Raw genomic sequence first — 13,430 nt, 5'->3', positions numbered from 1 at the left:
CCTGCATCCATCTATTCTTTATCATAATCTCTCAGTGCCGCCTTATACACCTTGAGCTGATCCCTGATCTCTGCCGCCACCTCAAAGTTGAGGTCTGCTGCCGCCATATTCATCTTCTTGGTCAGCTTGGCGATAACCTTCTGAAGCTCCTTCTTCGTCATGGACTCAGCGTCCTTATCCTCCTCTGGAAGTTCCTCCTTCTTCACCTCTATGGTTATGAGATCCCTTATGCTCTTCTCTATAGTCTTAGGGGTTATTCCATGTTCCTCATTATACTTCTGCTGTATCTCACGACGTCTGCTCGTCTCATCGAGGGCATACTTCATAGAACCCGTGATAGTATCCGCATACATGATGACATGTCCATCCACATTTCGGGCTGCTCTTCCTATGGTCTGGATGAGTGATGTCTCCGATCGCAGGAAACCTTCCTTATCAGCGTCAAGTATTGCCACCAGAGTGATCTCCGGTATATCAAGACCCTCTCTCAGAAGGTTGATTCCAACAAGCACATCAAATACTCCAAGGCGGAGATCTCTCACTATCTCAACTCTCTCCATGGTGTCTATATCCGAGTGCAGATATTTTACCTTTATATCATTGTCCCTCATATAGCTGGTGAGATCTTCAGCCATACGCTTGGTAAGTGTTGTCACAAGTACCTTGTGTCCCTGCTCGGTCTCCTTGCGAACCTCTTTCAGCAGATCATCTATCTGTCCCTCCACCGGTCTGACCTCAACCGGCGGATCAAGAAGTCCTGTAGGTCTGATGATTTGTTCAGCCATAAGCATCTGGTGCTCCTCCTCGTATTTGCCCGGTGTGGCTGATACAAACATGACCTGATCAAGCTTCTGCTCAAATTCCGAGAAGTTGAGTGGTCTGTTGTCAAGTGCCGATGGAAGCCTGAATCCATAGTCAACCAAATTCATCTTACGGGATCGGTCTCCCGAATACATCGCGCCAACCTGAGGCACAGTCATATGTGACTCATCTATAATAAGAAGAAAGTCATCATCAAAGAAATCCAGCAGTGTGCTCGGCGTCTCTCCGGCTGATCTTCCAGCCAGCGGACCGGAATAGTTCTCTATACCAGAGCAAAATCCAGTCTCTCTCATCATCTCCATATCAAAGTTAGTTCTCTCCTCGATACGCTGTGCCTCGATGAGTTTATCCTTTGACTTGAAGTAAGCAACTCTGTCCTTGAGCTCCGCCTCTATCCTCTTCAGTGCCTTCTCCATCTTCTCCTGTCCAACCACATAGTGGGACGCCGGGAACAGACAGGTATATGTCAGATCCCTCTTTCCCTCTCCAGTGAGCGGATCAAACTCTGTGATCCTGTCTATCTCATCACCAAAAAACTCTATCCTTATTCCATCGTCAAATGTTGACACAGGTATTATCTCAAGTACATCCCCGCGCACTCTGAACGTGCCTCTCTGCAGATCCATGTCATTCCTGTCATACTGTATATCTGTCAGTTCATCGATGACCTGATCTCTGTCCTTTATCATTCCGACTCTGAATGACAGCATCTGATTCCTGTACTCGTCCGGATCACCGATACCATATATGCACGACACAGACGCGACCACGATTACGTCCTTTCTGTCTATGAGCGCAGCTGTTGCACTATGTCTCATCCGGTCAATATCGTCATTAATAGACGAATCCTTTGCAATATAAGTATCCGTAGACGCCACATATGCTTCCGGCTGATAATAATCGTAGTATGATACAAAATACTCCACCGCATTGTTCGGGAAAAATTCTTTCATCTCCCCATAAAGCTGCGCCGCCAGAGTCTTGTTATGTGCAAGTATCAGTGTTGGCTTATTAAGCTGCTGTATGACATTCGCCATGGTAAAAGTCTTACCAGATCCGGTTACACCCAGCAGCGTCTCAAACTGATTACCTTCCTGAAAACCCTTTACCAATTTTTCTATTGCCTCCGGCTGATCTCCGGTGGGCTTGTATTCCGATACCAATTCAAAATGATCCATAAAAGTCTCCTACTCTAGGCTAAAACCTGCATCTATTATATCGAACATTAGTTCCCATATCAAGTAAAAACACGGCAGTTGCTCAAGTTTATTTATCCCCTGAACAACTGCCACTATACTTCATCTGTTTGCTCACAACACCTTCTATACCGCTAGTTCATCCCTACCCAGGCTTATCTCATAGCAGCCTTTCTCATCTACAGTCACCACGACCCTCTCAAATCCTGTGTAAAATCTTAATATATACAGATCATCTGCCCTTGAGATAACCACCTCAGCATTCATCTCCGCAAGATCTGTCATATTGTCTTTCAACACACCCTCGCTGACTCTGATGATCTGTCTCTCCTTCTCCACCTGTCTCTTCTCCTGAAGCTCCTTATAATAAAGGAAGAGATTCTCCTCCAACGCCTTTGATCTGCAGCTGCATCTGTGAAAATAGCTGCCGATGATCATATAAAGCATGTATGCTGTCTCCTGCTGTCTGTGTGATGTCTTTTCTGTAAATGAATATCTCATAATCGTTACCTCCATAATGAAAAAATAAAATAGTTTTTGCTGCCTCGGATACCAGGCAGATGCATATTCAGTTTTCATTTGAAATCTGCCCATGCCCGAAAGGCAACAAAAAAAGAGTCATGATCGCAGACTTGTAGCACTTGCTACTCATCATGTTTTCAAACTCTTCTACTTAAAATATGATTTATTCAATTTTCATTATGGATATCAGCAATCGCTGATGTATATGTTATATCAAAAACTAATTGTGGTGTCAACATATTTATAAATATATCTATAAAACACAAGAGAGCCAGATTTCTCCGACTCTCTTAAATATGCATCCACAAATGCATACCCCAATTAGTATCTATAATTTCCTACCTTATCGCATCGCATCCTTCATGCTCTTCACATAATCTCTCACATAAGGCACACAGTCCTTGCCGTACTGGGCGCACAGCTTAACGATGGCTGAACCGACGATGACACCGTCTGACTTCTCCGCCATCTGCTTCGCCTGCTCAGGTGTGGATATTCCGAAACCTACAGCGCAAGGGATGTCCTTCGCCTTCTTCACCAGATCGACCATTGCTCCTATGTCGGTGGTGATCTTGGTTCTTGTTCCAGTTACACCGAGTGATGACACACAATACACAAATCCACTCGCATCATTTGCGATCATGGATATTCTCTCATGGGATGTCGGTGCGATGAGTGAAATGAGATCCACATCATACTGCTTGCAGATTCCGTCAAACTCATCCTTCTCCTCGTAAGGAATGTCAGGAAGGATCAGTCCATCTATGCCGATCTCCCTGCATGTGCTGATGAATCTCTCCGAACCGTACGAGAACACGACATTTGCATATGTCATGAACACCATAGGTATTGTCACTTTCTTGCGGAGCTTTCTCACAAGGTCAAATACCTTGTCTGTCGTCACACCGCCTGCCAGCGCTCTTATATTTGCGCCCTGGATGACCGGGCCCTCGGCTGTCGGGTCTGAGAATGGAATTCCCAACTCGATGAGGTCTGCACCGGCCTCCACCATTGCGTATACTACCTCCTCTGTCACATCCAGCGACGGATCGCCACATGTCACAAATGGTATAAATGCTTTTCCATGCTCAAATGCTTTTGATATATTACTCATGAAGATCCTCCCCTCTGTATCTTGCGATGGCTGCAACGTCCTTGTCGCCACGTCCTGATACATTGATCACTATTATTTTATCCTTATCCATTGTAGGTGCCAGCTTCATGGCGTAAGCCACAGCGTGGGCGCTCTCTATCGCAGGGATGATTCCCTCGATCCTTGACAGATACTCAAATGCATCAACTGCCTCGTCATCTGTGATCGCCACATACTCTGCACGTCCTATGTCGTGAAGGTACGCGTGCTCAGGTCCGATTCCCGGATAATCAAGTCCCGCTGAGATCGAATATACAGGTGCGATCTGGCCATATTCATCCTGACAGAAGTATGACTTCATGCCATGGAATATACCAAGCTTTCCAGTCGCAATAGTTGCCGCTGTCTCAAATGTATCAACACCTCTGCCTGCTGCCTCACAGCCGATCAGTCTGACGCTCTCGTCAGGTATGAAATCATAGAAAGCTCCGATGGCATTTGAACCGCCGCCCACACATGCCATGACGACATCAGGAAGTCTTCCCTCCTTCTCCATGAGCTGTGCCTTGATCTCTTTACTGATCACAGCCTGGAAATCACGGACGATCTCAGGGAAAGGATACGGTCCCATGACTGAGCCGAGTACATAGTGTGTGTCATCGATCCTGCTTGTCCACTCACGGAATGCCTCAGATACCGCATCCTTCAGTGTTGCTGTTCCAGTCTTTACCGGATGAACCTTTGCACCCAGAAGTCTCATTCTGTACACGTTGAGAGCCTGTCTGATCGTGTCCTCCTCGCCCATGTATATCTCACACTCCATGCCCATCATGGCTGCAACTGTAGCTGTTGCAACACCGTGCTGTCCGGCACCGGTCTCCGCGATAACTCTTGTCTTGCCCATTCTCTTGGCAAGGAGCATCTGTCCGATTACGTTGTTGATCTTGTGCGCTCCTGTGTGGTTCAGATCCTCTCTCTTAAGGTAGATCTTTGCACCGCCCAGATCCTTTGTCATTCTCTCCGCATAGTAAAGTCTGCTAGGTCTTCCCGCATACTCGTTGAGCATCTCTGTGAGTTCTCTGTTGAACTCCGGATCATCTTTATATTTCTTGTAAGCCTCCTCCAGCTCCAGCATCGCATTCATCAGAGTCTCTGGAATGTACTGGCCGCCGTGAACGCCAAATCTGCCTTTTGACATATGTTCTTCCTCCTGTTTTTGTCTTCTCAGATATATTTTCAAATGTAATTTCTACACTTTTGTATTGTGTTTCTTCTATATAATATGTTACTCGCCTCTAAGTTCCGCAAACAACTTCTTCTTGTCGGGACTTCTCATAAATGTCTCACCTATGAGCACCGCATCAGTTCCATTTGCCTTGAGCCTGTCTATGTCCTCTTTTGCCTTGATTCCACTCTCAGACACATACACCATCTTCTGGGGTACTAAAGTGTCAGCCGCAGCTCCTGTACCAGTGACAGGTACCTCCGTCCCCATATGGGTGGCTGGCACCGTATCCGGTATCAGCTTTCTAAGACGAACACTGTTCATGATGTCCACCGTAAATGTTCTGAGGTCTCTGTTGTTCACCCCGATGATGCCGGCTCCGCAGGCTATCGCCCGTCTGACCTCATCCTCATCGTGAGCCTCAACCAGAGCCGACATCCCAAGTTCATGCGCAAGCCGAAGATATGAGGCAAGCTGCTCGTCATCCAGTATGGCGCAAATCAAAAGCACCGCCGAGGCTCCTATGACCTTTGCCTCATATATCATATACTCGTCAACTGTAAAATCCTTCCTCAGCAGCGGTATATTTACCTCCTTCTTTATATCCATCAGGAACTGATTGCTTCCCTGGAAATAAAACGGCTCAGTGAGCACCGATATGGCTGAAGCACCAGCCGCCTCATATTCCTTTGCGATCTCAACATAAGGAAAGTCCGGTGCGATAAGCCCCTTGGAAGGCGATGCCTTCTTGACCTCACAGATAAACGATATTCCATCCGCTGCCAGATTATCCCTAAATGGGAACTTACTATATGGGCTGCTGCCGTTATCCGTCTCTCTGGCAACTATATCAAGTGCCTGTCTCTTCATCTCCTCAAGAGGAACTTTTTTCTTCTGCTCCGCCACACGTTCCTTTGTCTTTGCAGCTATCTCATCTAATATCATCTCTTACCTCTCTATACAACTTTCTATCATAGTCTGCGATAAAACTTATCTACTCATTTGTCAGTCTTACAAATGCATCAAGCGTCTCAGCAGCCTTGTCACTGTCGATCACGTCCTCTGCAACCTTGATTCCATCCGCTATGGAATCTGCCTTGCCTGCGATGTAGATACAAGCTGCTGCGTTCAGTACAACTGCATTTCTCTTGGCTCCAGTAATCTTACCTGACAGGATATCGCGGGTGATCTGTGCATTTTCCTCAGGATCGCCGCCCACCAGATCCTCCTTACTGCACCTCTCAAATCCGAAATCCTCTGGCTTGATCTCATACTTTGTGATCTCGCCATCTTTGATCTCTGCTACAGTTGTAGGTGCGCTCATGGAGATCTCATCCAGACAATCCTGTCCGTATACGACAAGTCCCCGTTTTACGCCAAGACCAACAAGTACAGGAGCCATCTGATCAACAAGCTCCTCCTTGTATACTCCCATGATCTGCATCTGAGCCTTTGCTGGGTTAGTGAGAGGTCCAAGGATATTGAATACTGTCGGTATTCCAAGTGCCTTTCTGACCGGGCCTGCATATTTCATCGCCTTGTGATATACCTGGGCAAACATAAAGCTCATGTTGCACTCAGCAAGAACCTTGCCCATCTTTTCAGGTGATATGGAGATATTTACACCAAGAGCCTCAAGTACATCCGCTGCTCCACTCTTGCTCGATACGCTTCTGTTGCCGTGCTTTGCGATCGGTACTCCGGCCGCCGCTGCAACTATACCACTCGTTGTCGATATGTTAAATGAATTCGCACAATCCCCACCTGTTCCCACGATCTCAAGAACATCTATTCCGTCATGTGGAAGAGACTCCGCATGGTCTCTCATTCCATTTGCACTGGCTGTTATCTCATCAAGTGTCTCGCCCTTCATGTGAAGCGCTGTGAGATATCCAGCCGTTGTCTCTCCCGGCACCTGGCCGCTGAATATTTCATCCATGCTGGCATATGCCTCATCGTATGTAAGATCCTGTCCTGTTACTACCTTCTTAAGAGTTTCCTGTATCATCGCCATATCCTCCTTATTTTATATCATTTTATATCTCTAAAAAATTCCTGAGCATTATCTTGCCCTTCGGTGTCAATATCGACTCCGGATGGAACTGAACTCCATATACCTCATAATTCCTGTGTTTTACTGCCATGATCTCTCCATCCTCCGTCCTGGCTGTGACCTCCAGGCATTCCGGAAAATTCTCATCGGCTGCTGCCAGTGAATGATATCTGGCAACCTGTATCTTGCTCTGAAGTCCTCTGAACAATCTGCAGTTCAGATCCACATCAACCAGCGACATCTTTCCATGCATAAGTTTCTTTGCATATGTGACTGTCGCACCATATGTCTCACAAATCGCCTGATGTCCGAGACACACGCCGAGGATTGGTACTTTTCCTGCAAAATATCTCACCGCTTCCTCACACATTCCCGCATCCGAAGGTCTTCCGGGTCCCGGTGAGATGATTATGTGATCCGGATTCATCGCCTCGATCTCCTCACAGGTGAACTCATCATTTCTTATAACCTTTATATCCGGATTTATTGCCCCCACAAGCTGATACAGGTTGTAGGAGAAGCTGTCATAATTATCTATAAGTATTGTCATTTGTTTTGTCCTCCTTGTATTTATTGTGCATGCGCATGAAAAGCGCTCATTGTGAGTGCTGTTGTAACTGCCTTTGCCTTGTTGATACATTCCTGGAACTCATTTGCCGGAACACTGTCCGCCACGATTCCCGCTCCGGATCTGACAAATACCTTGTCACCCTTTTTGTATGCGATCCTTATGGCTATACATGTATCAAGATTCCCTGTGAAATCTATGTATCCTATGGCTCCACCATATATTCCTCTCTTGTTGTTCTCCAGCTCGTTGATGATCTGACACGCTCTGATCTTCGGTGCTCCCGAGAGGGTTCCTGCTGGAAGTACCGCATCCACGGCTGACAGCTCATCATACCTGCTGTCATCGATCTCTCCTTTGACCGTTGACCCGATATGCATTACATGTGAGTACCTCTGAACCTTCATGTACTGCTCAACCTCAACAGTTCCGAACTTGCTTATCTTACCAAGATCATTTCTTCCGAGATCCACCAGCATGTTGTGCTCCGCCAGCTCCTTCTCATCCGCCATAAGTCCGGCCTCAAGTCTCATATCCTCTTCCTTTGTCTTTCCCCTCGGTCTCGTTCCAGCAAGAGGAAATGTGTGGAGCACGCCATTCTCAAGCTTTACCAGTGTCTCAGGTGATGCGCCCGCAACCTCTATCTGGTCGCCGCTGAAGTAGAACATATACGGAGAAGGATTTGTGCTTCTGAGAACCCTGTATGTATTGAACAGTGAACCCTCCATCTCAGCCTCAAGTCTGTTGGACAGAACCACCTGGAAGATATCTCCCTCGAATATGTACTTCTTTGCCCTCTCGACCATGCTGCAATATTTTTCTTTATTGAACAGAGGCTTGAAATCACTCTTCATCTTAACCGGCTCTATCTCAGCCATCTCTCCATCGAGGATTAGCTTCTTCATATCTTCTATGTCAGCAAGTGCCTTTGCATATCCGGTTTCTATATCGGACGTGTCAGCATTTGCAATGAGGATCAGCTTTGACTTGAAATTGTCAAATGCTATGACCTTGTCAAATAACATCAGATCCAGATCCTGAAATCCCTCATCGTCATCGGCATCGATCACAAGCTTCTTCTCACTGTACTTTATATAATCATATGAGAAGTAACCGACAAACCCGCCTGTAAATGTTGGAAGTCCTTCTATCTTCGGACTCTTGTAATCCTTAAGTATCTCTCTTATGAATCCCTCAGGATGAATGTCATCCGCTTTCTTTATCACATTTCCATCTATATCCTTGAGCTGTATGTGCCCATTCATGCATGTGACATCAAGCTTCGGATTGTAACCAAGAAATGTGTACCGTCCCCACACCTCCTGATTCTCCACGCTCTCAAGTATGTAACAGTGCTCATTTGCCGCTTTCAGCTTTCTGAGTAAGTTGATAGGTGTGATCACATCCGATAACATCTCACAGCACACCGGAACCATCCTATATCCGTCTGCCGCATATTTCTTTGCCTCGTTAAGTTCTGGTCTTATCATGTCTCATCCTCCTTGCCAATTAATATAAAAAAAACCACAGGACATAAAAAAAATTCCTTATCCTACAAACATTAGGACAAGAAATCTAATCTCCTGCGGTGCCACCTAATTTCATCAATAAATAAAAAAAAATATATATAAATAATTTATATATATTTATATATATCGATGCCCTCGACCATATACAATCATATATGTACCTTCTATAACGGTAGGTCTCCGTCTCCCCTACTTGAATCTCAAATCTTTCGGTTTGCCCTCACAAGTCCATTCACCTGCACTCCCATCGCTGCAATCACACCACCTGCAACTCTCTGAACATGTTATATGCCGCTACTCCTCTTGATCAACGGTTTATCTTATATCTGTAACCATAATGCGCTTTCCTAGTAAATTTGTCAAGAATAATTTTTCAAGTTTTTGCTATATTTTCACTCGTTTTTTACTGTTTCCCGCATATTTGCTGGACTTTTTCCACTTATCATTTATTTTATACTTTCTTAATTATTTGCAGATTGACTACACCCCCCAACTGAAATATCCTATACATTAGACTTGAGGACGGAGGGGCATGTACCTCCATCCCCACGATTAACGATAAAGTTTTCAGCGGATTTTATAAAGTTATCAACATTAAGGAGTAGTTATGAACACAAGTACAATTTCTTCAAATTCTGAAGAGAGAATGGGCACGGCGCCGATATTTAAACTTATGCTCTCCATGGGCATTCCAACATTTGTGGCGCAGCTAATCAATCTCTTATACAACATAGTGGACAGAATATACATAGGACATATCCCCGAGGTAGGCGCAGCATCCCTCACCGGAATCGGACTGTGTCTCCCGATCATCACCCTTGTAAGTGCATTCAGCGTGTTCGTGGGCGCGGGCGGAGCACCTCTGGCTTCCATTGCTCTCGGTAAAGGCGACAGGGACAAGGCACAGCGCATCCTGTCAAATGGCGTAATCCTGCTCATCATATTTACAATTATTGTTATGGCTGTCATCTACGCATTGAAGAAACCGCTTCTGTATTTCTTCGGTGCCAGCGATGCCACCTATCCACATGCCGATGACTATCTGAGCATTTACCTTATAGGCACTATATTTGTCATGATCACCACCGGACTGAACACATTTATCACAGCCCAGGGACAGTCAAAGACCGCCATGTTTTCTGTGCTCATAGGAGCCATATTCAACATCATCCTCGATCCGATATTCATATTTGCACTGAACCTCGGAATCAAGGGTGCGGCCATAGCGACCGTCATATCCCAGGCGATAAGTGCGGCATGGGTTATCAGATTTCTGACATCCGACAAGGCTAGTCTTCGCATATCAGCGCAGATGATGCGTCCACAAGGCAAGCTGATCCTGTCAATTGCAGCTCTCGGTGTGTCACCATTTATCATGCAGGTCACGGAGAGCCTTATAACCATCGTGTTCACTCACGGGCTCCAGAAGTACGGCGATGACCTGTACGTGGGATCATTCACCATACTCCAAAGTATCATGCAGATTATATTTATCCCGATGAGCGGTTTCTCCCAGGGAGTCCAGCCCATCATCAGCTACAACTACGGCAAGGGCAACGTGGACAGAGTGAAGAAGACATGTACCATACTGATAACCATGTCCATCATAGTGTCATTTGTCCTGGCTGGGGCCGCATTCCTGTTTCCGTCCGTGGCAGCCGGAATATTTACCTCGGATGAATCCCTCAAAGCACTCTGTGCAAAAGTTCTTCCGATATACATATTCGGAATGATGTTCTTTGGCATACAGAACGGATGTCAGCAGTCCTTCATATCCATGGGACAAGCAGGCAAATCCCTTATATTTGCACTGCTGAGAAAGGTCATACTGATAATCCCACTCGCGATCATCCTGCCATACTGCACGCACTCAGTCATGAGTATTTACTACGCCGAGCCTATCAGCGACATAGTGTCCGCATTCTCATGCGGCGCAACATTCATGCTGACATTTAAGTCAATGATGAAAGGTGCAGGGAAGAAGTAACCCTCCTCATTTTCCTTCTCAGCAACACCATGCCCACCACGCACGACACGATCTCCGTGATCGGGAATGCCCACCATATCAGTGATACATCCGCCTGACCGCCTCTGACCAGAGCCGCAAATGCTCCGGCAAGCGGCAGGATGATTATCAACTGTCTAAGCAGCGATATCACAAGCGATTCCACACCGCCTTCAAGGGCCTGATATATTCCCTGAAATGCAACATTTACCCCGGCAAATACGAAACTTAGGGAGATTATCCTCATGGCGTCTATAAAATACACTCTGGACTGTCCCGCATTGAAAAGTCCGGCAAATGCAGCTGGAAACAGCTCTGTCACAGCCATTCCAAACACCATCAGCACTATTGTGTAGATTATTCCATACTTAATCGCATCATTTATCCTCTTTCTGTCACCCATTCCATAGCTGTATGCCGTGATCGGGGTGATCGCATCCCTGAGTCCAAATGCGAGAAACAGCACAAACTGCTGAACCTTGTAGAACAGACCATATGCAGTCTGCACCGACTGGTTAAACTTGAGAATGAGATTCAGGGCGTATACCATGATGGACATAAGTGCCTGGGCTATGATGGCCGGGAGTCCTATGGCATATATTCCCCGGATGATTCTCCAGTCAGGCTTCATGTATGCACATCCATGTTCAAATTCCTTATTAAGTCTCAGATGGAACACACACAGCAGAACCGCAGACGCTATCTGACCTATAATAGTCGCATAGGCGGCTCCTCTGACTCCCATCTCAGGAAATGGTCCTACTCCGTATATGAGAAGCGGATCAAGTATGATGTTTATGACAGCTCCCATCACCTGACCTATCGTTGAATACATGGATCTGCCAGTTGCCTGAAGCAATTTCTCAAAAAGCGAGAAAAATATTATTCCAAATGAATACACACAGCATATTCTTAGATAATCCACAGCCATCTCTGTGACCTGCGTGTCCATAGTCTGTGAGACTATATAAGTCCTCACTCCCAATATTCCAAATAACAAACACACCACATATATTACAGCACCGAGAAACAGACTGTTGCCAGCCACCTTGGCAGCTCTTTCCTTATCACCCTGACCAAGGGTTCTGGCAATAAACGCATTTGTGCCGACTCCCGTGCCTATGCCCAGAGCAACCATGAGCATCTGCACCGGAAATACCAGCGTGAGGGCATTTAACGCGGCCTCACTTCCCACCTTCATATTTCCCACAAATGCGCTGTCTACGATGTTGTACACCGCCTGAAGCGCCATGGAAAGAATCATAGGAATTCCCATCTGGATCATCAGCTTTCCAACTGGCATATCTTTCATCTTATTTCTCTCTCTGTTTTCCTCTTTGTTCTTATCCATTTCTTCCACTCTTCAAACTCCTTTCCCTGAACAAAAAAAGCAGCTACCGCCTAAGTTAGTTGGACTTACGCTGAATAGCTACACACTAGAAAATTATTATATATACACATAAAAAGCGAGTGACAAAACTGGATTTACGCAATCTTTGCCACTCGCTTTCGATGTGTATTATACTTTTTGTTTTTGAAAAAGTAAAGTTGTAAAATTTATAATGGACTGAACATGTTATCCAGAATATCCTGATAATTTCTGTCACCAAGTGTCTCTATAGCTATTATCATCGTATACTTTCCGTCATCTGATCTTACTATTACATTTGTCAGAGAGTACTCAGTTCCAGACATATCAGCCGTTGCTGTACATATGTAGTGCTCTTCGCCAAATACTGTACACTTGGAATAATCAGTCTCAATATTGCTTGCTTCAGCGCCAATTCTACTTGCTGTAGATGTAATAACAGTATCCATCTGAGCAACAGTTGCCTTTGCTACTGTATTCTCATCAGCCCACACATCATAACCGTAATTTCCACCACCCTTAGGGGACTTTATTTTGAGCAGAATATAGTGTGTACCATCATTTGCACAGAATGCATAATCGTTTCCTACCGTAAAGCTATTGTCCAGATTATCCAATGCCCTCTGTACAGTCTCATCGCTATTGGAATCCTCCACAACCTCAGAGATATCGGTGGCAGTCAGTAATGAACCTCTTGTCTGAATTCCATAGCTTCCTTCAAGGTTGATCTTAAATCCAAAATACGAATTCTCATAACCATTCTTGGTGTATACACCTACTATTGAAGGATCAGCTTCTGCCTCTTCACTGTCCTCTGTATCTTCCTCTGTGTCCTCCTCATCAATGGCGACCGAACTGTCCTCAGTATCATCTGCAGTGTCCTGTGTTTCAGTATCCTGCTCCTCTGTTGCTGCTTCTGTCTCAGCTTCAGTTGTAGCCTTAGTTACAGAATTGTCATTGCCCCCACAGCCTGTCAGCATCAATCCCATCATCATTGCAGCCACTACAATATAACTTGTTCCCTTTTTCATATTGTTCATTTCCTCCT

Annotated in this window: 11 protein-coding genes; 1 reads left to right on the top strand and 10 read right to left on the bottom strand. The window is 45.6% G+C overall.

All coding sequences use genetic code 11. The features are described from left to right. Window positions 1–11: 11 nt before the first annotated feature. The 8 genes from uvrB to DXB91_RS05925 all read right to left on the bottom strand — a co-directional run bounded on the left by uvrB (window position 12) and on the right by DXB91_RS05925 (window position 8,969). Complete coding sequence (gene uvrB / locus DXB91_RS05960; RefSeq protein WP_055272008.1) at window positions 12–2,000, bottom strand: excinuclease ABC subunit UvrB; 1,989 nt, start codon at window positions 1,998–2,000, stop codon at window positions 12–14. Window positions 2,001–2,144: 144 nt separating this feature from the next. Continuing rightward, the gene (locus DXB91_RS05955) at window positions 2,145–2,519 is read right to left on the bottom strand and encodes a hypothetical protein (RefSeq protein WP_015534409.1); all 375 of its coding nucleotides are present in this window, start codon (window positions 2,517–2,519) and stop codon (window positions 2,145–2,147) included. A gap of 364 nt (window positions 2,520–2,883) precedes the next feature. After that, window positions 2,884–3,654, bottom strand: coding sequence for a tryptophan synthase subunit alpha (gene trpA, locus DXB91_RS05950; protein WP_199413846.1), 771 nt, complete (start codon window positions 3,652–3,654; stop codon window positions 2,884–2,886). Beyond that, window positions 3,647–4,831, bottom strand: a complete 1,185-nt coding sequence (gene trpB / locus DXB91_RS05945; RefSeq protein WP_015534411.1) for a tryptophan synthase subunit beta — start codon at window positions 4,829–4,831, stop codon at window positions 3,647–3,649. The genes trpA and trpB overlap by 8 nt, the downstream gene beginning before the upstream one ends. Window positions 4,832–4,918: 87 nt before the next feature. Further along, window positions 4,919–5,803, bottom strand: a complete 885-nt coding sequence (gene trpC, locus DXB91_RS05940; protein WP_118017049.1) for an indole-3-glycerol phosphate synthase TrpC — start codon at window positions 5,801–5,803, stop codon at window positions 4,919–4,921. A gap of 49 nt (window positions 5,804–5,852) precedes the next feature. After that, the gene (gene trpD, locus DXB91_RS05935; protein ID WP_118017048.1) at window positions 5,853–6,866 is read right to left on the bottom strand and encodes an anthranilate phosphoribosyltransferase; all 1,014 of its coding nucleotides are present in this window, start codon (window positions 6,864–6,866) and stop codon (window positions 5,853–5,855) included. A 28-nt stretch (window positions 6,867–6,894) separates the two neighbouring features. After that, window positions 6,895–7,461 (bottom strand): anthranilate synthase component II, encoded by a 567-nt coding sequence (locus DXB91_RS05930; protein WP_055145999.1) that lies wholly within the window; start codon window positions 7,459–7,461, stop codon window positions 6,895–6,897. 20 nt (window positions 7,462–7,481) lie between these two features. Next, complete coding sequence (locus tag DXB91_RS05925) at window positions 7,482–8,969, bottom strand: anthranilate synthase component I family protein (protein WP_118017047.1); 1,488 nt, start codon at window positions 8,967–8,969, stop codon at window positions 7,482–7,484. 646 nt (window positions 8,970–9,615) lie between these two features. Here DXB91_RS05925 and DXB91_RS05920 point away from each other — a divergent pair. Next, window positions 9,616–10,995 (top strand): MATE family efflux transporter, encoded by a 1,380-nt coding sequence (locus tag DXB91_RS05920; protein ID WP_118017046.1) that lies wholly within the window; start codon window positions 9,616–9,618, stop codon window positions 10,993–10,995. Here the strand turns inward: DXB91_RS05920 and DXB91_RS05915 are convergent. Together DXB91_RS05915 and DXB91_RS05910 are read right to left on the bottom strand one after the other, a co-directional pair. Further along, complete coding sequence (locus DXB91_RS05915; RefSeq protein ID WP_118017105.1) at window positions 10,961–12,364, bottom strand: MATE family efflux transporter; 1,404 nt, start codon at window positions 12,362–12,364, stop codon at window positions 10,961–10,963. The genes DXB91_RS05920 and DXB91_RS05915 overlap by 35 nt on opposite strands. 206 nt (window positions 12,365–12,570) lie before the next feature. Beyond that, entirely contained in the window at window positions 12,571–13,413 is an 843-nt protein-coding gene (locus DXB91_RS05910; RefSeq protein ID WP_022217400.1) for a hypothetical protein, read from the bottom strand. Window positions 13,414–13,430: the final 17 nt, after the last annotated feature.

It is taken from the genome of Coprococcus sp. OM06-34AC, from assembly GCF_003462545.1.
GTDB classification, from domain to species: domain Bacteria; phylum Bacillota; class Clostridia; order Lachnospirales; family Lachnospiraceae; genus Coprococcus; species Coprococcus aceti.
The sequence above is the reverse complement of the archived record's forward strand: the minus strand, read 5'-3'. Positions and strand labels throughout refer to the sequence as shown.

What these genes read in the sequence shown, in the direction of transcription:
- uvrB (WP_055272008.1), bottom strand. Translation starts at nt 2,000, where the DNA reads ATGGATCATTTTGAATTGGTATCGGAATACAAGCCCACCGGAGATCAG.
- DXB91_RS05955 (WP_015534409.1), bottom strand. Translation starts at nt 2,519, where the DNA reads ATGAGATATTCATTTACAGAAAAGACATCACACAGACAGCAGGAGACA.
- trpA (WP_199413846.1), bottom strand. Translation starts at nt 3,654, where the DNA reads ATGAGTAATATATCAAAAGCATTTGAGCATGGAAAAGCATTTATACCA.
- trpB (WP_015534411.1), bottom strand. Translation starts at nt 4,831, where the DNA reads ATGTCAAAAGGCAGATTTGGCGTTCACGGCGGCCAGTACATTCCAGAG.
- trpC (WP_118017049.1), bottom strand. Translation starts at nt 5,803, where the DNA reads ATGATATTAGATGAGATAGCTGCAAAGACAAAGGAACGTGTGGCGGAG.
- trpD (WP_118017048.1), bottom strand. Translation starts at nt 6,866, where the DNA reads ATGATACAGGAAACTCTTAAGAAGGTAGTAACAGGACAGGATCTTACA.
- DXB91_RS05930 (WP_055145999.1), bottom strand. Translation starts at nt 7,461, where the DNA reads ATGACAATACTTATAGATAATTATGACAGCTTCTCCTACAACCTGTAT.
- DXB91_RS05925 (WP_118017047.1), bottom strand. Translation starts at nt 8,969, where the DNA reads ATGATAAGACCAGAACTTAACGAGGCAAAGAAATATGCGGCAGACGGA.
- DXB91_RS05920 (WP_118017046.1), top strand. Translation starts at nt 9,616, where the DNA reads ATGAACACAAGTACAATTTCTTCAAATTCTGAAGAGAGAATGGGCACG.
- DXB91_RS05915 (WP_118017105.1), bottom strand. Translation starts at nt 12,364, where the DNA reads ATGGATAAGAACAAAGAGGAAAACAGAGAGAGAAATAAGATGAAAGAT.
- DXB91_RS05910 (WP_022217400.1), bottom strand. Translation starts at nt 13,413, where the DNA reads ATGAAAAAGGGAACAAGTTATATTGTAGTGGCTGCAATGATGATGGGA.